The organism is Sulfitobacter faviae (assembly GCF_029870955.1).
Lineage (GTDB): Bacteria > Pseudomonadota > Alphaproteobacteria > Rhodobacterales > Rhodobacteraceae > Sulfitobacter > Sulfitobacter faviae.
Genome location: NZ_PGFQ01000001.1, coordinates 3,109,714 through 3,133,685 on the forward strand (window position 1 = coordinate 3,109,714; position 23,972 = coordinate 3,133,685).

19 protein-coding genes and 3 pseudogenes are annotated in these 23,972 nt (G+C 63.0%); 11 read left to right on the plus strand and 11 right to left on the minus strand.

The features are described 5' to 3' along the window. Positions 1-166: 166 nt before the first annotated feature. From CUR85_RS16080 to lexA, 7 genes are all read left to right on the plus strand, one after another. Entirely contained in the window at positions 167-748 is a 582-nt protein-coding gene (locus tag CUR85_RS16080; RefSeq protein ID WP_067260724.1) for an anthranilate synthase component II, read from the plus strand. Next, the gene (trpD, locus tag CUR85_RS16085; RefSeq protein WP_067260666.1) at positions 745-1,761 is read left to right on the plus strand and encodes an anthranilate phosphoribosyltransferase; all 1,017 of its coding nucleotides are present in this window, start codon (positions 745-747) and stop codon (positions 1,759-1,761) included. Before CUR85_RS16080 ends, trpD begins: the two co-directional genes overlap by 4 nt. Continuing rightward, positions 1,758-2,417 carry a uracil-DNA glycosylase gene (locus tag CUR85_RS16090; RefSeq protein WP_067260670.1) on the plus strand — a complete coding sequence of 220 codons (660 nt, stop codon included), beginning with the start codon at positions 1,758-1,760 and terminating at the stop codon, positions 2,415-2,417. The genes trpD and CUR85_RS16090 overlap by 4 nt, the downstream gene beginning before the upstream one ends. A 7-nt stretch (positions 2,418-2,424) precedes the next feature. Beyond that, complete coding sequence (trpC, locus tag CUR85_RS16095; RefSeq protein ID WP_067260673.1) at positions 2,425-3,237, plus strand: indole-3-glycerol phosphate synthase TrpC; 813 nt, start codon at positions 2,425-2,427, stop codon at positions 3,235-3,237. Continuing rightward, positions 3,237-3,710, plus strand: coding sequence for a cyclic pyranopterin monophosphate synthase MoaC (moaC, locus tag CUR85_RS16100; RefSeq protein ID WP_067260675.1), 474 nt, complete (start codon positions 3,237-3,239; stop codon positions 3,708-3,710). Before trpC ends, moaC begins: the two co-directional genes overlap by 1 nt. Then, positions 3,707-4,879: a molybdopterin molybdotransferase MoeA gene (locus tag CUR85_RS16105; RefSeq protein ID WP_067260678.1), complete on the plus strand. Its 1,173-nt coding sequence runs from the start codon at positions 3,707-3,709 to the stop codon at positions 4,877-4,879. The genes moaC and CUR85_RS16105 overlap by 4 nt, the downstream gene beginning before the upstream one ends. 72 nt (positions 4,880-4,951) lie before the next feature. Continuing rightward, positions 4,952-5,647, plus strand: a complete 696-nt coding sequence (gene lexA / locus CUR85_RS16110) for a transcriptional repressor LexA (RefSeq protein WP_067260680.1) — start codon at positions 4,952-4,954, stop codon at positions 5,645-5,647. Here lexA and CUR85_RS16115 read toward each other — a convergent pair. Further along, complete coding sequence (locus tag CUR85_RS16115; RefSeq protein ID WP_067260683.1) at positions 5,641-7,668, minus strand: ComEC/Rec2 family competence protein; 2,028 nt, start codon at positions 7,666-7,668, stop codon at positions 5,641-5,643. The two genes, lexA and CUR85_RS16115, sit on opposite strands and share 7 nt — an antisense overlap. A 115-nt stretch (positions 7,669-7,783) precedes the next feature. Here CUR85_RS16115 and gltX point away from each other — a divergent pair. The 3 genes and pseudogenes from gltX to CUR85_RS16130 all read left to right on the plus strand — a co-directional run bounded on the left by gltX (position 7,784) and on the right by CUR85_RS16130 (position 11,363). Further along, a pseudogene (gltX, locus tag CUR85_RS16120) lies at positions 7,784-9,183 on the plus strand (glutamate--tRNA ligase). Positions 9,184-9,297: 114 nt separating this feature from the next. Continuing rightward, positions 9,298-10,593 (plus strand): citrate synthase, encoded by a 1,296-nt coding sequence (locus CUR85_RS16125; protein ID WP_067260690.1) that lies wholly within the window; start codon positions 9,298-9,300, stop codon positions 10,591-10,593. A 470-nt stretch (positions 10,594-11,063) separates the two neighbouring features. Continuing rightward, a complete protein-coding gene (locus CUR85_RS16130) occupies positions 11,064-11,363 on the plus strand; it encodes a hypothetical protein (RefSeq protein WP_067260691.1) in 300 nt (99 codons plus the stop codon). A 3-nt stretch (positions 11,364-11,366) separates the two neighbouring features. On the opposite strand, the gene CUR85_RS16135 is transcribed toward CUR85_RS16130, so the two are convergent. The 10 genes and pseudogenes from CUR85_RS16135 to CUR85_RS16180 form a co-directional block, all read right to left on the minus strand. Beyond that, positions 11,367-12,140 (minus strand): enoyl-CoA hydratase-related protein, encoded by a 774-nt coding sequence (locus CUR85_RS16135; protein ID WP_067260694.1) that lies wholly within the window; start codon positions 12,138-12,140, stop codon positions 11,367-11,369. Between the two features lie 67 nt (positions 12,141-12,207). Then, a complete protein-coding gene (locus CUR85_RS16140) occupies positions 12,208-12,660 on the minus strand; it encodes a cytochrome c-type biogenesis protein (RefSeq protein ID WP_067260697.1) in 453 nt (150 codons plus the stop codon). Next, a pseudogene (locus CUR85_RS16145) lies at positions 12,657-14,620 on the minus strand (heme lyase CcmF/NrfE family subunit). Before CUR85_RS16145 ends, CUR85_RS16140 begins: the two are co-directional and overlap by 4 nt. 74 nt (positions 14,621-14,694) lie before the next feature. Continuing rightward, entirely contained in the window at positions 14,695-15,270 is a 576-nt protein-coding gene (locus tag CUR85_RS16150; RefSeq protein ID WP_067260701.1) for a holin family protein, read from the minus strand. After that, positions 15,261-15,871 (minus strand): annotated as a pseudogene (locus CUR85_RS16155) (holin-associated N-acetylmuramidase). Before CUR85_RS16155 ends, CUR85_RS16150 begins: the two are co-directional and overlap by 10 nt. A gap of 81 nt (positions 15,872-15,952) precedes the next feature. Beyond that, positions 15,953-16,396, minus strand: coding sequence for a cytochrome c maturation protein CcmE (gene ccmE, locus CUR85_RS16160; protein ID WP_067260705.1), 444 nt, complete (start codon positions 16,394-16,396; stop codon positions 15,953-15,955). Beyond that, the gene (argC, locus tag CUR85_RS16165) at positions 16,393-17,421 is read right to left on the minus strand and encodes an N-acetyl-gamma-glutamyl-phosphate reductase (protein ID WP_067260708.1); all 1,029 of its coding nucleotides are present in this window, start codon (positions 17,419-17,421) and stop codon (positions 16,393-16,395) included. The genes ccmE and argC overlap by 4 nt, the downstream gene beginning before the upstream one ends. 38 nt (positions 17,422-17,459) lie before the next feature. Beyond that, the gene (locus CUR85_RS16170; protein WP_067260710.1) at positions 17,460-18,269 is read right to left on the minus strand and encodes a glutamate racemase; all 810 of its coding nucleotides are present in this window, start codon (positions 18,267-18,269) and stop codon (positions 17,460-17,462) included. 9 nt (positions 18,270-18,278) lie between these two features. Beyond that, complete coding sequence (locus tag CUR85_RS16175) at positions 18,279-19,151, minus strand: lysophospholipid acyltransferase family protein (RefSeq protein ID WP_067260712.1); 873 nt, start codon at positions 19,149-19,151, stop codon at positions 18,279-18,281. Between the two features lie 57 nt (positions 19,152-19,208). Further along, positions 19,209-22,625: an indolepyruvate ferredoxin oxidoreductase family protein gene (locus CUR85_RS16180; protein WP_067260715.1), complete on the minus strand. Its 3,417-nt coding sequence runs from the start codon at positions 22,623-22,625 to the stop codon at positions 19,209-19,211. Positions 22,626-22,794: 169 nt separating this feature from the next. On the opposite strand from CUR85_RS16180, the gene CUR85_RS16185 reads away from it, so the two are divergent. Further along, positions 22,795-23,706, plus strand: coding sequence for a LysR family transcriptional regulator (locus tag CUR85_RS16185; RefSeq protein ID WP_067260717.1), 912 nt, complete (start codon positions 22,795-22,797; stop codon positions 23,704-23,706). The last annotated feature ends 266 nt before the right edge of the window (positions 23,707-23,972 follow it).

Genomic DNA, 23,972 nt, shown 5'->3' on the forward strand with positions numbered 1-23,972 from the left:
CTGCGCTACTCCTGCTGTCTGCGCCATGGCCAGAAAGCCCGGCGTTCCCCTCAATTGGCTTGCCCCAAACTCTTGACGATGGGGTTCAAGCCTGAACATGTATGCGAAAACCTATACCGCGCTCCGGCGCGGTTTCTCCAGTCCTAATACAAAGAAATGCCTGCCTGTGCTGCTGCTCATCGATAACTACGACAGCTTTACCTATAACTTGGTCCACTATCTGGGCAGCCTCGGGGCGGATGTGCAGGTGCACCGCAACGACGCGCTCAGCGTGGACGAAGCGATGGCCATGAACCCCGCCGGTATCCTGCTGTCTCCCGGCCCCTGTGACCCCGACCAAGCGGGAATTTGCCTAGAGCTGACCCATGCCGCCGCCGCCGCGCGCGTGCCGCTTCTGGGGGTCTGCCTTGGCCATCAGACGCTGGGCCAAGCCTTCGGCGGTAAGGTCGTGCGTGCGGATGATATCGTGCATGGCAAACTGGGCCAGATGCAGCACGACGGGCGCGGGGTTTTCGCCGGCCTCCCCTCGCCCTTCGGGGCCACGCGCTATCACTCGCTGGTGGTCGAACGCGCGAGCTTGCCCGACTGCCTTGAGATTACCGCAGCGCTTGAAGACGGCACCATCATGGGCCTGCAACACCGCGAGTTGCCGCTACACGGCGTGCAATTCCACCCGGAATCGATCCGGTCCGAGCATGGCCACGCCCTGCTGCAAAACTTCCTGAACGAGATGAAGGTCCCGGCATGAGTAGCGCGTTGAAACCCCTGCTTGATGCCGCCGCGAACGGGCCGCTGACCTCGGATCAGGCCGTTGAAGCCTTTGAAATTCTGTTCGAGGGCGAAGCGACCCCCAGCCAGATCGGCGGTTTCCTCATGGCGCTGCGCACGCGCGGCGAGACGGTCACCGAATATGCCGCCGCGGCAAAGGTCATGCGCAGCAAATGCAACCCTGTGCATGCGCCCGAAGGCGCGATCGACATCGTTGGTACCGGCGGTGACGGCAAGGGCACGCTGAACATCTCGACCGCCGCCGCCTTCGTGGCCGCAGGCGCGGGCGCTGTCGTGGCGAAACATGGCAACCGCAACCTCAGCTCGAAATCGGGTGCTTCCGACGCGCTGTCGCAACTGGGGATCAACGTCATGGTCGGCCCCGCGGTGGTCGAGCGTGAATTGGCCGAGGCCGGTATCGGTTTCATGATGGCGCCCATGCATCACCCCGCCGTCGCCCATGTCATGCCGACCCGGTCCGAACTTGGCACCCGCACGATCTTTAACATCCTTGGGCCGCTGACCAATCCGGCAGGGGTCAAACGGCAGTTGACCGGCGCCTATACGCGCCAGCTGATCGAACCGATGGCGCTGACGCTGAAACAACTTGGTTCGGAAAAAGCATGGCTGGTGCACGGCTCGGACGGCACGGATGAGTTGACCATCACCGGTGTCAGCTGGGTCGCAGCACTGGAAGACGGTGTCGTCAACCTGCGCGAATTGCACCCCGAAGACGCGGGCCTTCCGGTCCATCCGTTCGAGGCCATCGCCGGGGGTGAGCCCGCCGAAAACACCAAACATTTCAAGGCGCTCCTTGACGGAGTTCCATCAGGCTACCGCGACGCGGTGCTGCTGAACGCGGCCTCTGCTTTGGTGGTGGCCGATGTGGCCCCAGATCTGAAAACCGGCGTTGAGATGGCCCGCGAAAGCATCGACAGTGGCGCTGCGCGCGAGCGGATCGAAAAAGTGGCGCAGATCAGCCAGTCGGCATGACGCTACCCAGCCTCACTGCCCTCGGCGCATGGGCCGAGCTGCCCTTTTTTGCCGAGGATTGGCCGCGTATTGCCGAGCAGCTTGCCGCAGAAACGAGGGTGGTCCTACCGCCCGCCCCGCAGATATTCGCAGCACTTGAGCATCTGCAACCAGCGGCTGTGGAGGTGGTGATCCTTGGCCAAGACCCCTATCCGACACCCGGCCACGCCCATGGCTATGCCTTTTCGGCCGAGCCGGATGTGCGCCCCATTCCCCGCTCCCTTGCCAATATCTTCAAAGAGTTAGACGCCGATCTTGGCGCATCACCGCAAGACCCGGATCTGCGGTTCTGGGCCGATCAAGGGGTTCTGCTGCTCAATAACGTGCTGACCGTTCCGGCGGGCTGCGCGCATGGGCATGCGAGGCTCGGATGGCGAAAGTTGACCGCTCAGGTGCTCAACGGTCTTTCTGATCGCCCCCGCGCCTACCTGCTTTGGGGGGCGCATGCGCAAAAGGCGGCGGCAGAGGTCGATCCGGCGCGCAACCTGAAGATAGAGACGCCGCACCCTTCACCGCTGTCGGCAAGGCGCGGCTTCTTCGGCTCACGCCCCTTCAGCCGCGTGAATGACTGGTTGCAGGGCCAAGGCAAGCCCGGCATACATTGGACAAAGCCGTGAGGAAGCCATGACCGCCACAATTCTTGAAAAAATCAAAGCCTATAAGCTGGACGAAATTGCCGCTGCCAAGGCCGAAAAATCGCAGGCAGAGGTCGAGGCCGCGGCCCGCGCGGCCCCGCCAGTCCGCCCCTTCGCGCAGAGCTTGCACAAAGCCTCCCGCGAAGGCTATGGCCTGATCGCCGAGATCAAAAAAGCCAGCCCCTCCAAAGGTTTGATCCGCGAAGATTTCGAACCCGCCGCCCTCGCCCGCGCCTATGCCGCAGGCGGCGCGACCTGCCTCTCGGTCCTTACCGACACCCCGAGTTTTCAGGGCGCGAAGGAATTCCTCGTTGAAGCCCGCGCCGAATGCGATCTGCCGGTCCTGCGCAAAGATTTCCTTTACGATCCCTATCAGGTCGCCGAAGCGCGCAGCCTTGGTGCCGACTGCATCCTGATTATCATGGCCTCCGTCTCTGACGCGCAGGCCGCGGAACTTGAGCAAGCGGCAGATGAATGGGGCATGGACGCGCTGATTGAGGTTCATGACGCGGATGAACTGGCCCGGGCCGAAAAGCTCAACAGCCGCATGATCGGGATAAATAACCGCAATCTCAACACCTTCGAGACCTCTCTTGATGTGACGCGTCAACTGTCAGAGGCCGTCCCCCACGACCGTATGCTGGTTTGTGAATCCGGCCTCTACACCCCCGCCGATCTTGCCGATATGGCGGTCTACGGCGCACGTTGCTTCCTCATCGGCGAAAGCCTGATGCGCCAGCAAGATGTCGAACAGGCCACCCGCGATCTGCTCGCCAACCCGCTTGTTCCCGGAGGGATGTAATGGCGCTCACCCATTTCGACGCCGAGGGCGACGCCCATATGGTCGATGTCTCGGAGAAAGCCGTGACTTCGCGGGTGGCCAAGGCTGAAAGCTACATCAAGATGACGCCGGAAACCCTTGATATCATTACTGAAGGGCGCGCAAGAAAGGGGGATGTTCTGGGGGTCGCAAGGCTTGCCGGGATCATGGCGGCCAAACGGACGGCAGACCTGATCCCGCTTTGCCATCCTTTGCCCATCACCAAGGTCAGCGTTGATCTGACTCCCGACGCCGCACTGCCCGGCATCCGAATTCTCGCCACTGTCAAAACCACCGGTCAAACCGGGGTTGAGATGGAGGCCCTCACCGCAGCCTCCGTCACCGCCCTCACCGTCTATGACATGGCCAAAGCCGTGGATAAGGCGATGGAGATTGGCGGCACGCGGGTCGTTCTGAAAGATGGCGGTAAATCAGGCCGTTACGAGGCGACATGATCAGCGTCGAAGCGGCTTTGGAAGCCGTCCTGAACCTTGTCGCCCCTCTGGAAACCGAAGAAGTCGCCCTTCGCGGCGCCAATGGCCGTGTCTTGTCGCAGCCCGTGCGCGCGCGGCGCAGCCAACCGCCTTTCGCCGCCTCCTCTATGGACGGCTACGCCCTGCGCCGCGCCGAAGTCGAACCGGATGCGATGTTCAAGGTCGTCGGCGAAGCCGCGGCGGGCCATGCTTACGCGGGCAGGCTGCGGGCCGGGCAAGCCGTACGCATTTTTACCGGCGCGCCGGTGCCCGAAGGCGCCGATTTCGTGGTGATCCAAGAGGATGTGACCCGGCGCGGCGACCTTATCACCCTCGGCCACCATATTGATGACAAAGACAATATTCGCCCCGCTGGCGGAGACTTCACCAAAGGCGAAGACCTAACCGCCCCGCGCATTCTCCGGCCCGCCGATGTGGCACTGCTCGCCGCCATGAACGTGGGACAGGTGCCTGTCACCCGCAAACCCATCATCGCAATCCTCGCTACGGGGGATGAATTGGTGCAACCCGGTGAAAACCCCGGCCCCGACCAAATTATCGCCTCCAACAGCTACGGTCTCGCCGCGATGTTCGAAGAGGCGGGCGCCGAGGTACGCATGCTGCCCATCGCGCGGGACACCACAGCATCGCTCAAACAGGCCTTCGCCCTGGCCCGTGGCGCTGATTTGATTGTCACCATCGGCGGCGCGTCGGTGGGTGATCATGACCTCATCGCGCCCGTGGCGGCTGAGCTTGGCATGGAGCAATCATTTTACAAGGTCGCGATGCGCCCCGGCAAGCCGTTGATGGCAGGCAAGATCGGTGATGCCGCGATGATCGGGCTGCCGGGAAACCCAGTTTCTGCAATGGTTTGCGGTGCGATTTTCGTGTTGCCCATGCTGCGGCGCATGCTTGGGCTGACCGAAGTACATGCTGTCATGCGCGAAGCCCCCCTTGGACGCGAGATTGGCCCGAATGGGCCGCGTGCGCATTACATGCGCGCCCATCTTCGGGATGGCGCGCTCTACCCGGATGATCGGCAGGATTCGTCACTTCTATCCGTGCTCGCGCAGGCCGATGCACTGATGATCCGCCCGCCTAATGAACCGGCGCGCAAGGCGGGCGATTTGCAAAAGTACATCTTGATTTAACGCCAACCCACGGTTGACACAAAACAAGAACATCCCTAGAACAAAAGCAACAAAAGCTTCAGGGGCCGCGCGATGCTGACCAAAAAACAACTCGATCTGCTTTCTTTCATTCACCAACGCGTGCAGCGCGACGGCGTCCCGCCCAGCTTTGATGAGATGAAACTGGCCCTCGACTTGCGGTCGAAATCCGGCATCCACCGGCTGATCACGGCATTGGAGGAGCGGGGCTTTATCCGGCGCCTTGCCCACCGTGCGCGTGCGATCGAAGTGGTCAAATTGCCCGAAAGCCTTGGCGGTGCGCCCGGTTTCGCCCCCCGCGTGATCGACGGGGACCGGCCCGATGCCCCGCCCCCGCCTGCGGCGCAACCGGTCACGGCGCATCATGCGTTCGATGTGCCGGTCATGGGCCGGATTGCTGCCGGTGTCCCGATCGAGGCGATCTCCCAAGTTTCCCATAGCGTCACGGTGCCCGGCGGGATGATCGCTGGTCAGGGGGAGCATTACGCCCTCGAAGTGCGCGGCGACTCGATGATCGAGGCGGGTATTAACGATGGCGATATCGTGGTGATCCGAGAAACCTCTGTCGCCGACAATGGCGATATCGTGGTGGCCTTGGTCGAAGATCAGGAAGCGACACTGAAGCGTTTCCGCAGACAAGGGTCTTCGGTCGCTTTGGAAGCCGCCAACGCCGCCTATGAAACGCGAGTCCTGCCCTCGGACAAGGTGAAGGTTCAGGGGCGACTGGTCGGGTTGATCCGCACTTACTGACGCTGCTGGCGGCTGTTCCATAAACGCGTCCCGGCGCGGTCTTTCGCGGTGGTGACTTCCCAACCCTGCGCCGATTTGTTCAGCGCGATTGCGCCGGTTTCACGCAGGCGCAAGGGATCGTAGACTTGGCAGCCCCAATTTCGGGCGGTCGTCATATCGGCGGACGCAACCACGACCTCCTCGGGCTGGCAGCCGCTAAAGGCGGCGACCGCGCGTTTTCCTGACAGATGGATGATACCCTCCTCTCGGCCCGCCCATCTTTGGGCAGCCAAGGCTTGATCCGCGCCGTCGCCATCATTCTCCAACCAATTGCGCGCGACGAAACCTGCGGCTTTGTCTTTGCTGAGCGCCCTGCCCGCCGGGGTCATGACGCCCACGAGCGTTCCCGTGTCGGCGACAAGCACGTCCGGGCGTGTGGTTCCTTGCCAGAGGGTGAAAGACAGCATGATCGCGGGCAGGCCGAACCAACGTAGATGACCTTGCCACAGGACGAGCCAGAGAAACCCGAGCGACAGGAGCGGCAGCACCCATCCCCCCGGCCCTGGCACGAAGCTGCGCGCGCCGGGGAGATGTGCCACCACATCCGCGACCGATAGGATCCACTCAAGGCCCAGACCCATCGCCCAAAGCGGTATCCCTTCACCGCCGAAGGGCGCAAGGATCGCCGCCAGCACGGCGGCGGGGATAACCAAGACCCCCATCAAGGGAACCGAAAGCAGGTTCGCGACCAATCCATAATGCGCGATCGTGTTGAAATGCGCGGCCGATATAGGCGCGGTGGCGATGCCTGCCACGGTCGAAGAGATCACCACCGCGGCAACGGGGCGGAGGCGTTTGGGAATGACCTCGCCTTCGAAGTCGCGGATCCAGCCAAAGACGGCGACGAGCGCCGTGGTCGCGGCGAATGACATCTGAAACCCCGGCCCCATTAGCGCCTCGGGTCGCAGGGTCAGCACGATGATGCCCGCGATGGCGACCGCGCGCAGAGAGATTGCCCGCCGCCCGATCATCAGGGCGCATAGCGCCACGGCGCACATGACATAGGCCCGCTCGGTCGCGACATTTCCGCCCGACAGCGCGAGGTATCCGGTGGCGGCGATCAGAGCGGCCCCCGCGGCGATGCTTCGGCTTGGCCAACGGGTAGCGGTGACCGGATGCAACGCGAGAAGCAATCGCGCTGCGCCGAAGACAACTCCGCTGAGCAACCCCATATGCAGGCCCGAGATCGCCAATAGATGCGCCAAATTGCTGCTGCGCAGGTCTTGCAGGGCGTCTTGTGAGATGGCGCTGCGGTCACCGGTGGTGATGGCGGCGGCGAAACCGCCGATATCGCCGGAAAGATGGGCGCGCACCCGCGCGGAGGCGGCCATGCGCAATCGGAAAAGGATCAACGCGATGCCCCCTTCCACAGGGTCCGCCATGCCCAAGAGCGGCACGCGGGTGTAGCCCACCGCGCCCAATTCGGCAAACCAAGCATGGCGCTGAAAATCAAAGCCGCCCGGCTCGACCGGGCCTGCGGGGGGCGACAGATGCGCCGTGGTCATCACCTGCATGCCGGGCCGTGGCGTAATTGCGCCGGGGAGCGTCGAATGGAGTGAGACGCGCACCCGGGGCGGCGTGCGCGCGGGCGGGACCCGATCCAACCGGACCTGATCGAGCGTCACGCGGGCCGCGTCGGACTGGCTTCGGTCAAGCGCCACGACACGCCCCTCGACCGGGCCATAGTAACGCCAGCCGAGAACTGGGGCCGCCACCGAATGCGCCCGAAACGCCGCCAGCAGCAGCCCCAGCAAGACCAAAGCCGCGCCGACAGCAAAGGGGGCCGTGATCTCGGGCAGCGCCCGCGCGACGACCGCCAGCACGACCACGACACATGCCCCCGCCGCCAGCATCACCTCCGAAGGCTCCGCCCGCAGCGAAAAATACCAGCCGATCCCCAAGGCGAGGCAGACCGGCACCCAGCAAAACAGATGCCCGCGCTGGCGCAGCATCACGGCGCTAAACTGGTTCCAAAGGCCCATGCTTGCCCCCGCGGATCGCACTGGGTAGACAGGCGTCAAACCCTAAGACCGGGATGGTTACCAATTGGTAAACGCCGCTCCGAACACCATATCTCTGACCGAAAGGCCCTCCGCCATGAACGCCCCTGTTGTGACCCGTTTCGCCCCTTCTCCCACCGGGTTCCTGCATATCGGCGGGGCGCGGACCGCCCTGTTCAACTGGCTCTATGCCCGTGGCCGGGGGGTAAATTCCTGCTGCGCATCGAAGACACCGACCGCGCCCGTTCCACCCCCGAAGCGACGGCGGCGATTCTGCAGGGCATGTCGTGGCTCGGCCTCGACCACGATGGCGAGATCGTCAGCCAGTTCGAGAATGCCCCGCGCCACGCCGAAGTCGCGCAGGAACTGCTGGCCGCCGGCAAAGCCTATAAGTGCTTCGCCAGCCAAGAAGAAATCACCGCCTTCCGCGAGGCGGCCAAGGCCGAAGGGCGCAGCACGCTCTATCGCTCCCCTTGGCGCGATGCCGATCCGGCGAGCCACCCGGACGCACCCTATGTCATCCGCATCAAGGCGCCGCTGGAAGGCACCACCGTGATCCGCGATCAGGTGCAGGGCGATGTTACAATCCGCAACGACCAGCTCGACGATATGATCCTGCTGCGCTCGGACGGCACGCCGGTCTATATGCTGGCCGTCGTGGTGGACGATCACGACATGGGCGTGACCCATGTCGTGCGCGGCGACGATCACCTCAACAACGCCGCCCGCCAGATGATGATTTATGAGGCGATGGGCTGGGACGTGCCGGTCTGGGCGCATATCCCGCTGATTCACGGCGCGGATGGCAAGAAGCTGTCGAAACGCCACGGCGCCTTGGGCGCGCAGGAATATCAGGTGATGGGCTATCCCGCGGCGGGCATGCGCAACTACCTCGCCCGTCTGGGCTGGAGCCATGGGGATGACGAATTCTTTACCGACGCACAGGCGCAGGAATGGTTCGATCTGGACGGGATCCGCAAAAGCCCCGCACAGTTTGACCTGAAAAAGCTGGAAAACCTCTGCGGTCAGCATATCGCACAGGCCGATGATGCCGCGCTGCGGCGCGAGATCGAAGCCTATCTTGAAGCGGCAGGAGAGCCTGCGCTGACCGAAGGTCAGGCCGAGGGGTTGGAACGGGCGATGTATTGCCTCAAAGATCGCGCGAAGAAATTCCCCGAACTGCTTGAAAAAGCGACCTTTGTCTTGGCCGAACGCCCGATCACCCCAGATGAGAAAGCGGCAAAGAATCTCAATACGGTATCCCGTGGCATACTGTCGGAATTGACGCCGCAATTGCAAAATGCTAGCTGGAACAAAGAAACGCTGGAGGAGGTACTGAACGGCTTTGCTGCCGCGCATGACACCAAATTTGGCAAGCTGGCGGGGCCGCTTCGGGCGGCCTTGGCTGGCAGGGCAGTCACCCCATCGGTTTTTGACATGATGTTGGTGCTGGGGCGCGATGAGACCCTTGCCCGACTGACGGACGCCGCGGCCTAAGTTTTGGTTCACCACTTCTTTGGGCGGCAGGTATAACTGAACGGGACAGCCCCATATGGGGCTAGGCCCAGACGGCGGGGGCATCTCCGCAGCCTACATTCGGGAAGGGATTTCATGACCAATAACAATAAAACCGCAACGCTGACGATCGACGATCAAAGCTTCGATCTGCCGATTCACAGCCCCACTGACGGGCCCGATGTTGTCGATATCCGCAAGCTCTATGCGCAGGCGGGTGTCTTTACCTACGACCCGGGCTTCACCTCGACCGCGGCTTGCGACAGCACGATCACTTTCATTGACGGTGACAAAGGCGTGCTGCTGCACCGGGGCTACCCGATCGAACAACTGGCGTCGAAGTCGCATTACCTCGAAGTCTGCTACCTGCTGCTTTATGGTGAGCTGCCCTCCCCCAAGGCGTTGGAAGATTTCGAGTGTCTGGTGACCAACCACACCATGCTGCACGAGCAGATGATGAACTTCTTCCGCGGCTTCCGCCGCGATGCGCATCCGATGGCGATCATGGTGGGCGTGGTCGGTGCGATGTCGGCCTTCTATCACGACAGCACCGACATCAACGATGAGCACCAGCGCGAGGTCGCCACGATCCGCCTGATCGCCAAGATGCCAACCATCGCGGCGATGGCCTATAAATACACCATCGGCCAGCCCTTCGTCTATCCGCGCAACGATCTCGACTACGCGTCGAACTTCCTGCGCATGTGCTTTGCGGTTCCGGCCGAAGAGCATGAGGTCAACCCGATCCTCAGCCGCGCGATGGACCGGATCTTTACGCTCCACGCCGATCACGAGCAAAACGCCTCGACCTCGACCGTGCGTTTGGCGTCGTCTTCCGGTGCGAACCCCTTCGCCTGTATAGCCGCTGGCATCGCCTGCCTCTGGGGTCCGGCGCATGGTGGTGCGAACCAAGCCTGCCTTGAGATGCTCAAGGAAATCGGCACGCCCGATCGCATCCCTGAGTTCATCGCCCGCGCCAAGGACAAGAACGACCCCTTCCGCCTGATGGGCTTTGGCCACCGCGTCTACAAGAACCACGACCCGCGCGCGACCGTGATGAAGGAAAGCGCCGACGAGGTTCTCGAACTGCTGGGCGTGGAGAACAACCCGATCCTTCAGGTTGCGAAGGAGTTGGAGAAAGCCGCGCTGGAGGATCCGTATTTCGCGGAGAAGAAACTCTTCCCGAACGTGGATTTCTATTCCGGGATCATCCTAGAAGCCATGGGCTTCCCCACGTCGATGTTCACCCCGATCTTCGCGCTAGCGCGGACCGTGGGCTGGATCTCCCAGTGGAAAGAGCAGATCAGCGATCCGCAGCTCAAAATCGGCCGTCCGCGTCAGCTCTACCTCGGCGAGGACAAGCGCGATTACGTCGATATCGAGAACCGCTGAAGCGACCTTCAGAGACCATGCAAACGCCCCGGATTTCCGGGGCGTTTCGCGTTTCGACCGCCACTGCTCACAATACCTATGATTGAAGTTGTTGACCCTAGGGCAACAATGAACCCGCCGGTGGGGAGACTGATTCCGCACGCCCGAATCGCGAAAACCGGTGCCCTTTAACGCACTGTCGGCAATGGCGTGAAAAATCAGTGAATGTTTCCAAGCGTTTTGCCGGACACGAAACACCGGAGCCGAAAATACGGCCAAATTGCGGCACTGTTTCACACCTCGTGACAATGCCACCGCCCCGCTTGACGGGATTCCCCCGCGGCGGTAGCCTCCCTTCACGATGTCTTTTCGGGGTGGGAAGGGCATCATTGCGGCACTGCCGAAGGGGTTCGCTCTTTGGCAGTCCGACCGGCGTTCACCCCATTGTAGACGCCCAGCAGTACAGCCGGGCCGCGACGAGAGGATGCAGGATGACCGCAACGGACCGGACCAAAGGGCTTCGCTGGGACTGCGCCACCGGTCTGACGTCTGCAAAGGCCGACGACGTTCCCGGCCCTCAGGGTGCGCTCGTCCCCGATACATTGCATGACTGCGACCAAATCGCCGTGGTCTATGACAAGGGCCAGACCCCGCCGCGCATCACCATCGCGCAGGTCTCGAACTCGGTCCATACGGTTTTGGCGGATGGCGTCGCTGTGGCGGTGGTGGCGCGGGCCAATGGCCCGGCACCTTCGGCCAGCGATGTGCTGCTGATTGAGCGAAGCTGCTAGCGCTCAGCGCCCCTGAAACTTGGGGCTGCGCTTTTGGGTAAAGGCCGTCACCCCCTCGGCGAAGTCTTGCGACTTGCCGCAGCGGCCCTGCGCCTGGGCCTCCAGCGAGAGTTGATCCTCCAACCCATTGTCCCATGACGCGCGGATCGCCTTCTTGGCCTCGGCATAGGCAGCGGTCGGACCAGCGGCCAATTGCGCGGCCTTGGCGCGCCAATGGGCATCGAACTCCGCATCCGGCACGGCCTGCCAGATCATCCCCCAGTCGTCAGCCTGACGGGCGGTGATCTTATCGGCGAAGAGGGCCGCCCCCATTGCCTTGGCCATGCCCATTTGCCGCGGCAGCGCATAGGTGCCGCCCGCGTCGGGGATCAGGCCAATGCGGGTGAAAGCCTGCATGAAATAGGCGCTCTCGCTCGCAAAGACGACATCGGCGGCCAGCGCGATATTCGCCCCTGCTCCTGCCGCCGGGCCGTTCACGGCGGCGATGGTCGGCACAGGGCAGTTGATGATGGCGCGCAGCAGCGGCGCATATTCTTCGCGCAGCGTTTTCTCCAGATCGGCCACGCCGCCCGCCCGGTCGGCCAAGTCTTGGCCCGAGCAAAAGGCACGCCCCGCACCCGTCAGAACCACGACCCGCGCCGCGCGCCCACCTTCGGTCACCGCATGGGTCAGCTCCGCCCGCATCTGCGTGGTGAGCGCGTTCATCTTATCGGCGCGGTTCAGCGTGATCAGCGCGACATCGTCGGTCAGCGCATAGGTGATCGTTTCATAGTCCATCTTGCTATCCTCGATTGCTTGGCCGCAGCATATCAAAGCAATGTGCCGCTGCCAGTGCAACGGGGCGTCAGCGGTCAAGAATATCGCGCAGGCGGGCTTCTTCCTCTGCCGAAAGGGGCGCTTCGCTTGGGGTTTTGCTGCGGGCGCGGCCGCGCAGATAGATCACGCCCAGCCCCCCGGCCAGCAAGAGCATCAGCGGCCCTGCCCCCCAAAGCAGCCAATTGGCCCCCGTCGCCTGCGGGCTCAGCAGGACATATTCACCGTATCGGTCGACGATGAAATCCACCGCCTCCTCATCGCTGTCGCCCGCCCCCAGCCGCTCGCGCAGCAAGATGCGCAGGTCACGCGCAAGGCTCGCGTTGCTCTCATCAATGCTTTCGTTCCGGCAAACTAGGCAGCGCAGACCTTGGCTCAACTCCCGCGCACGGGCCTCCAACGCGGGATCGTCGAGCAGTTCGTCAGGCTGCACCGCCCAGAGGGGGCTGGCGAGCAGGGTCAAGATCAGCAGCAGCCGTTTCATTCCGCGGGCACCCCCGCCGGTTGCTTGCGCGCACCCGCCGCGACCCGGAAGCGCCGGTCGCTGAGGCTCAGCACCCCGCCAAGTGCCATGAGCGCGCAGCCGATCCAAATCCAATTGGTCATCGGCTTGATATAGGTCCGCACCGCCCAACCGCCGCCGTCCTGCGCATCGCCGATCACCACATAGACGTCGCGGGCGAGGTTATAGTCGATCGCCGCCTCAGTCGTCGGCATCTGCGCCACGGGGTAGAACCGTTTTTCAGGCCGCAGGGTAGAGATCACCGCGCCGTCCTGCGCCAGCGTAATCTCGGCCATGGTGCTGAGGTAGTTTGGCCCTCGCACGTCACTCACATCCCGCAGGGTCAGCGTGTAGCTGCCCACGTCAAAAGGTTCATCGATCCGGGCCACGCGGATGTCGTCCACGGCCCAAGCCATCAGCCCCGCGATCCCGGCCATGGTGACGCCCAGCCCGCCATGCGCGGTGGCCTTACCCCAATCCGCACGCGGCAGGCGGCGCAAACGGCGCAGCTTGCCCGGGCCACGCCCAAGACGCTGCATCACATCCACCACAGTGCCCATCACCAGCCACGCCCCGAGGAACAGGCCCACAGGCCCCAGCAGGCCGCGCCCGGTCTGCATGGCAAAGGCCAGCCCCCCAAGCGCCAGTGCCAGCAGGAAGGCATAGCGCAACGGGTAGAGCGCGCGCATGATCTTGGCCCGTTTCCATGGCATCGCGCTGCCAATCGGCAGGATCAGCCCAAGCGCTACCATGAAAGGGGTAAACGCGGCGTTAAAGAACGGCGGCCCGACGCTGAGTTTCCGGTCGAGGAACATCTCGGCCACCAGCGGCCACATGGTGCCCACGAAGACCACGAAACAGGCCACTGCGAGCAGCAGGTTGTTCACCACGAGGGCCGTCTCGCGGCTCAGCAGGCCAAAGACGCCTTTCGCCTCAAGCGCCGAGGCGCGCAGCGAATAGAGCACCAGCGCCCCACCGGTAAAGACCCCAGAATGGCCAGAATAAAGACCCCGCGTTCGGGGTCGTTGGCGAAGGCATGGACGGAAGTCAGCAGGCCAGAGCGCACGATGAAAGTCCCGATCAGCGAAAAGCCGAAGGCGAGGATCGCCAGCAGGATGGTCCAGCTTTTCAGGCTCTCGCGTTTCTCGACCACGATGGCGGAATGCAGCAGCGCCGCCGCCAAGAGCCAAGGCATGAAACTCGCGTTTTCGACCGGATCCCAGAACCAGAAACCGCCCCAGCCAAGCTCATAATAGGCCCACCAAGACCCAAGCGCGATGCCAATGGTCAGAAACACCCAAGCCGCCAGCGTCCACGGCCGCACCCACCGGCCCCAAGCCGCATCCACGCGCCCTTCAATCAGCGCCGCCACGGCAAAGCTGAAGGCCATGCTGAGGCCGACATAGCCGAGATAAAGAAACGGCGGGTGGAAGGCCAAACCGGGGTCTTGCAAAAGCGGGTTTAGGTCTTGGCCATCAAAGGGCGGCGTACCCATGCGCAGAAAGGGGTTCGAGGTGAAAAGAATGAACGCCAGAAAGGCCACCCCAATCGCCGCCTGTACCGAGAGCACCCGCGCGCGCAGGCGCGGCGGCAGGTTGCCGCCAAACCACGCGGCCATCGCCCCGAAAAGCGCCACGATCAACACCCAAAGCAGCATCGACCCTTCGTGATTGCCCCATGTGCCGCTGATTTTATAAAGCATCGGCTTGGCGGAATGGCTGTTGGCCACCACCAGTTGCAGGCTGAAATCCGAGGTAACGAAGGCCCACATCAGCGCGCCAAAGGACAGGGCGATCAGGATAAATTGCGCCGCCGCCGCCGGCTCGGCCACCGCCATCCAACCCGCGCGGCCCCGCCAAGCGCCCCACATCGGCACCACCATCTGTACAAGCGCCACGCCAAAGGCGAGCACAAGCGCGAAATGTCCAAGCTCTGTAATCATGGGCCGGACTATAGGGGGCCGAAGCCCCCTAAGCCATGGCAAATCAAACGTGAAATATGGTCAATCGGTCGCAGTCAGCCCCGGCTGCGACGCCAAGCATCAAGGGCCGCATTCTCCGATGGCGCGACCGCAGCGAGGGCCAGACGGCTGTCGGCACCGGTGTCGGCAACCTGAGGGCTGTCGGCGCGCATCTCGCGCAAGGCTTCGATATTCTCGACCACCTGCGGCACCCGCGCGATGGTGCCGACGATGGCACGCTGAAACTCCTGCGATTTTACCTGCTGCCGCGCGCCGAAATAGAAAGAGACGATCACCCCCAACAACCACCAAAGCGGCTCGGGCACCAAGGCGATGCCCTGCATTCGTTCGGCGAACCACAGCGGGTTGACCATGGCGGTGACGAACAGGCCGAGCGTGCCGAGCGCCAGCATCGGGCGCGGCAGCCGGTTGATCCCATCCATGAAGCGATCAAAGCCACCTTGCCGCGCTTGGGCGAACTCGGCCCCATATTGCGCCATGGCTTGGCCCTGCACCGCATGGGCGCGCCGCGCCCCGGCCTCGGCATTCTCGCGGAACACTTCGACCGTGTCCCGGATGACGTTCCGCTCACCGCCGAAGATTGTCGTGAAGATACGTTCGATCAGCCCCATTGTGCCACCCTCCGTGCAAAATCGGCCTCGCTCATGTGATACCGCGGCGCGATGAACTCTTCGGCCCTGCGTATCCAACCCCCTTGCCGCCTGCCCGGCTGCGCGCGTATTTGCGGCTGGCGGGGCGGCGGTCGGCAAGGCGGAAGTAATAGTTGCGCCGCGCGATGCCGTAGGCGTCGACCAGATGTTCGGGGGCGGCCTGCCACGCGGCATGGGCGGCGCGGATCGTCTGCGGGCCGATCGCCCCGTCAACGGTGATGTCCTGCCCCATCTCGCGCAGCAGGCTTTGCAGGATTTTCACCGCGTTGCTGCCAGCGTTGACATACATGTCGAAAACGCTCGGCTGCAAAGGTGCGGGCAGTTCGGCGATGCGCGGCGCGTTGAAGTAATGCCGGACAAAAATATCGACCGCCTGCGTGCGGCCAAGGCGGCGCACATCCGCCACATCGACCGCCCCATCGCCGGTCAGGTCCAATCCCAAGCGGCGCATGGTGTAGATCGTGACCCCGTATTTCGTCGCCCCGCCGGGGTCGTCGGGGTCATTCACAAAGCCGCCCTCGCGGGCGACGATGGCGCTGGCGATCTCACGCACGGACTGCATCGCGGCTCTCCTGTTCTGCATGCAAACAGGCTCCGCCGGATTGGTTAACCGATGCTCACGCCCCCGCGCGTTGCGCAGCGGTCAGCCTTCGGATTCGCGATAAACGCCCTGCTCTTTCAGCGCGTCCGTCACTTCCTTGGGCATGTAGGTCTCATCATGTTTTGCAAGGATTTCAGTGGCTTCAAACACGCCGCCGACATAGCTGCCGGTGCCGACCATGCCTTGGTTCTCTTCAAAGAGATCAGGCAAGACGCCGGTAAAAACCACCGGGACAGAGGCCCCGCCATCGGTCACGGCAAAGCTTATCTGCTCCCCCTGCCCGCGCTTCAGCGACCCTTCTTCAACCAACCCGCCGATGCGGAACACCTCTGTCGGGCCGGGCGGCTCGGCGATGACTTGGCTCGGGGCGCGGAAATAGTTGATCCCGTCGCGCAGCGCATAGCCGATCAGTGCGGTCGACAGGACCAAGGCCACCGCCGCCACGGCGATGATCTGGATCCGGCGCTGTTTCTTGAGGCTCTTCATGGGAAGAGCGGGGCCATCATCAGCCCCTCGGTTTCTGGCAGACCCAGCATCAGGTTCGCGTTTTGCAAGGCTTGCCCGCTGGAGCCCTTGGTCAGGTTATCGAGCGCTGCGACCACCGTCGCCCGCCCGGTCTGGCGGTCAGCGACCACACCGATATGACAGAAGTTCGAGCCGCGCACATGCCGCGTGCTGGGCGCTTCGCCGAGGGGCAGCACCTCGATAAAGGGTTCATCGGCATAGGCTTTTTGCATTGTCTCATAGATCGCCTGCGCGCCACCTTTGACATAGCAGGTCGCCAGAATGCCGCGGTTCGCAGGCACCAGATGCGGGGTGAACTGCACCTGCACGGGCCGCCCGGCGAGGGCCGAAAACTCCTGATCGAACTCCCCCAGATGCCGGTGTGTGCTGCCAAGCGCATAGCCGTGATAGCCTTCGCTCAACTCCGCATGCAGCAGGTTTTCCTTGAGCGACCGCCCCGCGCCCGAGACCGCGCATTTCAGGTCCAGAATGATATCGTCCAAGTCGATCACCCCCGCCGCGATCAGCGGGCGCAGGGCAAACTGCCCCGTGGCCGCATTGCAGCCCGTCCCCGCCACCAGCCGCGCGGCGGCAATCTCATCGCGGTAGAATTCGGTGAGGCCGTAGACCGCCTCTTTCTGCTGCTCAAGAGCAGCATGTTCATTGCCGTACCACTTGGCATAATCCTCAGGGTCGCGCAGGCGGAAGTCGGCGGAGAGATCGACGATCTTCAGGTCTTTCGGCAGCGCCGCGATCACCTCTTGGCTGGTCTTATGCGGCAATGCGCAAAAGCACAGGTCAATCTGGGAAAAGTCGATTTCATCAACCGTGACCAATGTGGGCAGATCGAGATGGCGCAGATGCGGAAAGACCTCGGCCATGGTCTGGCCGGCCTTGGAGTTCGCGCCCAAAGCCGTGATCTGCATAGAGGAATGGCCAGCGATCAGCCGGATGAGTTCTGCCCCGGTATAGCCGGAGGCGCCAAGAATGGCGATGTTCTGGGTCATGGTCTGTCCCCTTGTTCGGAACGAAATGTAATTGGAGTTCAGGCGGCGGTGAATGTGATCTGTCGTCGCAGGAACTGCGTCGCGCGGTCGCTCACCCGGGCGGGATCACCGGTGGTGAGAAAGGCGGCTTCACCCGTGCCTGTCATATCAGGATGCCGCTCAAGGTAATCGGCCAAGGAATCCGCCACCAACTCGGCCTGACTGAAGACTTTGACCTGCCCGCCCAAGGCTGCCTGAAAAGCTTCCTGCATCAGCGGGTAATGGGTGCAGCCAAGGATCGCCGCATCGGGGTTGGGCATCTTGCGCTTCAGCGCGTCGACGTGGCTGCGCACCAGCGCTTCGGCAAGGATCATGTCACCCTCTTCGATGGCATCGACCACCCCACCGCAGGCCTGCGCCTCGACATCCACACCGATGGCGCGGAAAGACAGTTCACGCTGAAACGCGCGGCTTGCCACCGTGGCAGGCGTGGCGAAGAGCGCCACATGGTTGACGGCCACCTCGCGCGGGGGAGAGTTGTCGCCCCACTGCCGCTCGGTCATCGCTTCGATCAAGGGCACGAAAACCCCCAGCACCCGCTTGTCGCGCGGGATCCACCCCTCTTGCATCCGGCGCAGCGCGGCGGCAGAGGCGGTGTTGCAGGCAAGGATCACCAGATCGCAGCCCGCATCGAACAGCCGCTGCACGGCGGCACAGGTCAGCTCATAGATGTCATCGGCGTCGCGCACGCCGTAGGGCGCATGGGCGCTGTCAGCAAGGTAGACAAAATCCACCTCCGGCAGCCGTTCTTGCACCTTGTTCCAGACGGTCAGCCCGCCCAGCCCCGAATCGAAAATACCAACTGCCATGGTCTGTCGTCACCTGTCGGCTCTATGCCGTTCCTCAAACTCGTAACCGAGGCCCTGATACTGGCCCGGCTTTGGTGACAACTCATAGGTGGCTTTGCGCAGGAAATCCATCATCGCTTTTGCGTCCCCCGCCAGAGGGTCGAGCGTGGCGCGCGGAATGGGCGCGCCGATGGCCACGCGCACAGGCGTATCGACGCGGGCGCGGAACTCTTTGATCAGCAGCCCCATGCGCAGGTTGGCATGCAGGTGACTGGCGATCTGGAACAAGCGGCTGGTGTGACCGTCAAAGTAGATCGGCACCACCGTGGCGTCAGACTTGGCGATCATCCGCGCCGTGAAGCTGCGCCAGCCGGGGTCCAACGGCTGCGAAAAAGGCCGTGCGGCGGTGCTGACGGTGCCTCCGGGAAAGATGCCAATCGCCCCGCCCTGCGCCAGATAGTTCAACGCGGTCCGGCGGGTGGCGAGGTTGAGCGCCAGTGCGGCGCGGTCTTCGGCAAAGCTGATGGGCAACAGATGATGCGCCAGATCCGGCGCTTGGCTGAAAACCGCATTGGCCATGATGCGAAAATCGCCGCGCGTCTGGCTCAGGATATGGCCCAGCATCAGCCCATCCAGAATGCCGTAGGGGTGATTGGCGATCAGAATGACCGGCCCCCGCGTCGGGATATCCGCCAAAGCGCCGCGCATCACGTCCAGCGTCAGACCACAGCGCTGCACCATCGCATCGAAGAACCCCAGCCCCGCGGCCAGATCGTCTTCGTAGCCTTCGGCCCGTTTCAGCAAAGACACGCGCCCGGTGGTGTTTTCCATCAATCGAATGAGCGCCCTCCCGCCCCGGGTTCGGGCGGAATGGGCATAGCTTATGTCAGGGGCGTAGGTCACATCTCGGCCTCAGGATCGTCTTGGCGGACACCTTAAGGCAAAGATGTAACAGCGGTATTACTCCGCCGCCTTGGCCGTGGCGGTGCCGCCTGCGCGGATCACCGCCAGCAGTTCCTCGCGCCGTTTCGCGGCCTTGGCCTCATTGGCCTGTTTCACCGGCCCGAAGCCGCGGATTTGTAGCGGCAGTTCGGCCAGCGCCACGATGGCGTCGCGGGTCTGATCGGTCAGATTTGGCAGCACCTCGGCCATATCGGCCTCATATTGCTTAATCAACGCACGCTCCATCTTGCGCTCGGCGGTATAGCCGAAGGGATCGAGCGGCGTGCCGCGCAGCCCTTTGAACTTCGCCATGACCCGCAGCGGCCCTTCCAGCCACTGGCCGAACTCACGCTTCTGCGGGCGGCCATTCGGCCCCATCTTCGAGATCAGCGGCGGCGCCATGTGGAAGGTCATGTTGAAGTCGCCATCGAACTGCGCCCGCGCCTTGTCACGGCTGGTGATCAGAAGGCGGGCGACCTCATATTCGTCCTTGTAGCTCAAGAGCTTGTGATACCCCAAGGCCACCGCCGCCTTGACGTCACGGTCCTCGATACCGTCGAGCATCTTGGTATAGCGTTTGGCCAGTCCCTTGCCCTGATAGTCGGTCAGGTGGTTCTCACGGAAGGCGATCTTCTCCCCCAGCGATTTGGGCAGTTCGACCACGTTATCGGGCTGGCTCACCGCTCTAGCATCTTCAGGGTAGAGCACGGCCCAGCGACCGATCTCGAAGGCTCGTTTGTTGCGCTCCACCGCCGCGCCGTTCATCTCGATCGCCTGCATCAGGCTCTCGAACGTCAGCGGCAGCAGGCCACGCTGCCACGCGGCACCGAAAATCATCATGTTGGAGAAGATCGAGTCGCCCAAAGTCGCCTTAGCGAGATCCGAGGCATCGAACATCGTCACGTCATCCTTCAGCCGCGCCTCGAGCGCGAGGCTCAGCCGGTCGTAGGGCATCTGAAACTCGGTGTCGCGGGTGAAGTCGCCGGTGATGATCTGGTGCGAGTTCACCACTGCACCGGTACGGCCCGCGCGGGTCAGACCCAGCGTCTTGTGGCCAGCCGAAACCACCAGATCCCCGCCGATGAGCGCATGCGCCTCGCCGGTGGCCACGCGGATCGCGCTGATGTCCTCGGGGCGTTCGGCCAGACGGCAGTGGATATGCACCGCACCGCCCTTCTGGGCGAGGCCCGCCATCTCCATCATGCCCGCGCCCTTGCCGTCGAGCTGTGCCGCCTGCGCCAGGAGCGCGCCGATGGTCACGACGCCGGTACCGCCCACGCCGGTGATGACGACGTTATGGGTGCCGTCGATCTTGGGCAGGTCCGGCATCGGCAGGTCGGGAATGCTGAGATCGGTGGTCGGATCTTTCCGGATCTTGGCGCCTTCCAGCGTCACGAAAGAGGGGCAGAACCCGTCGAGGCAGGAGAAATCCTTGTTGCACTGCGACTGGTCGATGGCGCGTTTGCGGCCCAACTCGGTCTCGTTCGGCACCACGGCCACGCAGTTCGACTGCACGCCGCAATCGCCGCAACCCTCGCAGACGTCCTCGTTGATGAAGACGCGTTTGTCGGGGTCCGGGAACAGCCCGCGCTTGCGGCGGCGGCGTTTCTCGGCGGCGCAGGTCTGGATGTAGACGATGGCCGACACGCCCTTGTGCTTGCGGTAGGCCTTTTGCACGTTCGGCATCTCGGCGCGCTCATGAATTTCCACGCCCTTGAAGCGGGCAAGGTCCACGTCTTCCTTCTGGTCATAGACCACGGCGACGTTCTTCACGCCCATGGCTTTCAGCTCTTCGACGATGCGATAAGCGTCGAGATCGCCCTCGTTGTGCTGGCCACCGGTCATGGCGACGGCATCGTTGTAGAGGATCTTGTAGGTGATGTTGGTCCCGGCCGCGATAGCCGCACGGATCGCCAGCACGCCGGAGTGGTTGTAGGTGCCGTCGCCGAGGTTCTGGAAGACATGTTCGGTGTTCGAAAACGGCGCCTCGCCGATCCAGTTCGCGCCCTCGCCGCCCATATGGGTGAAACCCGTCGTCTCGCGGTCCATCCACTGCACCATGTAGTGACAGCCGATGCCCGCATAGGCGCGGGAGCCATCCGGCACCTTGGTCGAAGAGTTATGCGGGCAGCCCGCGCAGTAATACGGCAGGCGGGCTGCGATATCCTCGGCATTGTCCGAGCGGCGCGCTTCGTTGAGCGCCTCAAGGCCCGCGCGGATGCCATCGGTCTCGCGGCCTTCCTCCAGCAGGATGCCGCCGATCTTCTCGGCGATCAGGATGGGGTCGAGCGCGCCGCGCGTCGGGAACAGCTCCTCGCCATGCTCCATGCCCGCACCACCCTTGTGCCAGCCGTAAACCCGGCGGTGCGTGTCGTTGAAGAGCGCTTCCTTGATCTGCACCTCGATCAGCTTGCGCTTCTCCTCGACCACGACCACCAGATCGAGCCCATCGGCCCAATCATGGAAACCCTGCATGTCGAGCGGGAAGGTCTGGCCGATTTTGTAGGTGGTGATTCCGAGCCGCTCGGCCTCGTTCGCGTCGATGTTCAGCAGGCTCATGGCGTGCACGAGGTCGAGCCAGTTCTTGCCCGCCGCGGCAAAGCCGATCTTGGCCCCGCGCTTGCCCCAGACGCGTTTGTCCATCTTGTTGGCATGAGAGAACGCCTCGGCCGCGAAGCGCTTGTAGTCGATCATCCGCGCTTCCTGCAGATGCGGCGTGTCGTTCAGCCGGATGCTGAGGCCGCCGTCGGGCATGTCGAACTCAGGGAGCACCAGCTTCATCCGGTTCGGATCGCCGTTGACCACGCTGGTGGCCTCCACGGTGTCCTTCATGGTCTTGAGACCGACCCAGAGACCCGAGAACCGGCTGAGCGCCCAGCCGTAGATGCCGTAGTCGAGGATTTCCTGAACACCGGCAGGAGAGACCACGGGCATATAGGCATCGACCATGGCCCATTCGGACTGGTGTAGCACGGTGGAGGATTCGCCGGTGTGATCGTCGCCCATGGCCATCAGCACACCGCCATGGGGCGAGGTGCCCGCCATGTTGGCATGGCGCATCACGTCGCCGGTTCGGTCCACGCCCGGCCCCTTGCCGTACCACAGGCCGAAGACGCCGTCGTATTTACCCTCCCCGCGCAGTTCCGCCTGCTGACTGCCCCAGAGCATGGTCGCGGCGAGGTCTTCGTTCAGCCCCGGCTCGAAGCGCACGTTATGCTCGGCCAGCTTCTTCTCGGCGCGCTGCATTTGCAGATCCACGCCCCCCAGCGGGCTGCCCCGGTAGCCGGTGACATAGCCCGCGGTATTCAACCCCGCGGCGCGATCCCGTGCCGATTGCATCATCATCAGCCGGACCAGCGCCTGCGTGCCGTTCAGCAGCACCGGGCTCTTGTCGAGGTCGAAACGGTCGTTCAGTGAAATCTTTTGCGTCGTCATGGCGGGCCCTCCCTAGCACGTCAGTCTTGCATGATTGCCCGGATTATAGGTCACAGTTGCTGACCTGTATAGCAGTTATTCCGCAACGGCAGTCCCGCAGGCGACGGTTTGTGCTGTTTTCTCCCGGCTATTAAGGTAGGAGAAAGGCTGGGCAAGGAAAGTACGGGCCATGGATTGGGACAAACTCAGAATTTTTCACGCCGTGGCCGATGCCGGGTCGCTGACCCATGCGGGGGACAAGCTCAACCTGTCGCAATCCGCCGTCAGCCGACAGATTCGCGGGCTCGAAGAGCAGCTCAACACCAACCTCTTTCACCGACATGCGCGCGGGCTGATCCTGACCGAACAGGGGGAGCTTTTGTTCGACGCGACCTCGGCCATGGCCAAACGCCTTGACGCCGCCGCCGCACGCATCCGTGACAGCGAAGAAGAGGTCTTTGGCGAGCTACGTGTCACGACGACGACCGGCTTCGGCACCCTTTGGCTCGCCCCGCGTCTGCCCAAACTCTACGAGCAATATCCCGACCTCAAAGTCGACCTGATGCTCGAAGAACGCGTGCTTGACCTCCCGATGCGCGAGGCCGACGTGGCGATCCGCATGAAGGAACCGAGTCAGGCCGATCTGGTCCGCAAACGGCTGATGTCCGTGCGCATGGGCCTTTACGCCAGCCCGGAATACCTCGAAAAACACGGCACGCCCGCGCGGATGGAGGATATGACCGATCACCGGCTGATCTGTCAGAACACCGACAGCGATCAGGTCGGCGCGGGGCTGCAACTGGTCAAAGAGCTGATGATGTACGACCTGCGCTCGCTTTTGACGGTGAACAACTATTTCGGCGTGCTGCAAGGCGTGGTGCACCACCTTGGCCTCGGCGTGCTGCCCAACTACCTGATCCAAGACTTCCCCCATATCGTGCAGGTCATGCCCGATATCGAATCCGCCGAAGTGCCGGTCTACCTCGCCTATCCAGAAGAGCTGCGCCAATCCAAACGCGTCGCCGCATTCAAGGATTTCGTTCAGGAAGAGATCATTACCTACCGCAAACAATGGCGCGAACGGGTAGAGGGCGAAGGCTGAACCGCAGCCCATGGCCAGCCATGCAATAGGCGCATATCGGCCATGATGACTTGCGATGTTAAATAGCCTTGATTTGGGCAGCCCTGCCTCCTATTTCACCATCATGAAGATTGACAGCCTGAGGGCGCGTCGCTTCATACCTCCCTGTTGGACTTGGCCGAGCTTTTAGCTCGGCCTTTTTTTTGGCCCATCGCCTTCTTTCAGCCCGCAGGCGGCCAAAGCCACTTCCCCCCGGCATTTCCCCTTGTATGAGGGCGCAAACGCGC

What these genes read in the sequence shown, in the direction of transcription:
- trpD (WP_067260666.1), top strand. Translation starts at nt 745, where the DNA reads ATGAGTAGCGCGTTGAAACCCCTGCTTGATGCCGCCGCGAACGGGCCG.
- CUR85_RS16090 (WP_067260670.1), top strand. Translation starts at nt 1,758, where the DNA reads ATGACGCTACCCAGCCTCACTGCCCTCGGCGCATGGGCCGAGCTGCCC.
- trpC (WP_067260673.1), top strand. Translation starts at nt 2,425, where the DNA reads ATGACCGCCACAATTCTTGAAAAAATCAAAGCCTATAAGCTGGACGAA.
- moaC (WP_067260675.1), top strand. Translation starts at nt 3,237, where the DNA reads ATGGCGCTCACCCATTTCGACGCCGAGGGCGACGCCCATATGGTCGAT.
- CUR85_RS16105 (WP_067260678.1), top strand. Translation starts at nt 3,707, where the DNA reads ATGATCAGCGTCGAAGCGGCTTTGGAAGCCGTCCTGAACCTTGTCGCC.
- lexA (WP_067260680.1), top strand. Translation starts at nt 4,952, where the DNA reads ATGCTGACCAAAAAACAACTCGATCTGCTTTCTTTCATTCACCAACGC.
- CUR85_RS16115 (WP_067260683.1), bottom strand. Translation starts at nt 7,668, where the DNA reads ATGGGCCTTTGGAACCAGTTTAGCGCCGTGATGCTGCGCCAGCGCGGG.
- CUR85_RS16125 (WP_067260690.1), top strand. Translation starts at nt 9,298, where the DNA reads ATGACCAATAACAATAAAACCGCAACGCTGACGATCGACGATCAAAGC.
- CUR85_RS16130 (WP_067260691.1), top strand. Translation starts at nt 11,064, where the DNA reads ATGACCGCAACGGACCGGACCAAAGGGCTTCGCTGGGACTGCGCCACC.
- CUR85_RS16135 (WP_067260694.1), bottom strand. Translation starts at nt 12,140, where the DNA reads ATGGACTATGAAACGATCACCTATGCGCTGACCGACGATGTCGCGCTG.
- CUR85_RS16140 (WP_067260697.1), bottom strand. Translation starts at nt 12,660, where the DNA reads ATGAAACGGCTGCTGCTGATCTTGACCCTGCTCGCCAGCCCCCTCTGG.
- CUR85_RS16150 (WP_067260701.1), bottom strand. Translation starts at nt 15,270, where the DNA reads ATGGGGCTGATCGAACGTATCTTCACGACAATCTTCGGCGGTGAGCGG.
- ccmE (WP_067260705.1), bottom strand. Translation starts at nt 16,396, where the DNA reads ATGAAGAGCCTCAAGAAACAGCGCCGGATCCAGATCATCGCCGTGGCG.
- argC (WP_067260708.1), bottom strand. Translation starts at nt 17,421, where the DNA reads ATGACCCAGAACATCGCCATTCTTGGCGCCTCCGGCTATACCGGGGCA.
- CUR85_RS16170 (WP_067260710.1), bottom strand. Translation starts at nt 18,269, where the DNA reads ATGGCAGTTGGTATTTTCGATTCGGGGCTGGGCGGGCTGACCGTCTGG.
- CUR85_RS16180 (WP_067260715.1), bottom strand. Translation starts at nt 22,625, where the DNA reads ATGACGACGCAAAAGATTTCACTGAACGACCGTTTCGACCTCGACAAG.
- CUR85_RS16185 (WP_067260717.1), top strand. Translation starts at nt 22,795, where the DNA reads ATGGATTGGGACAAACTCAGAATTTTTCACGCCGTGGCCGATGCCGGG.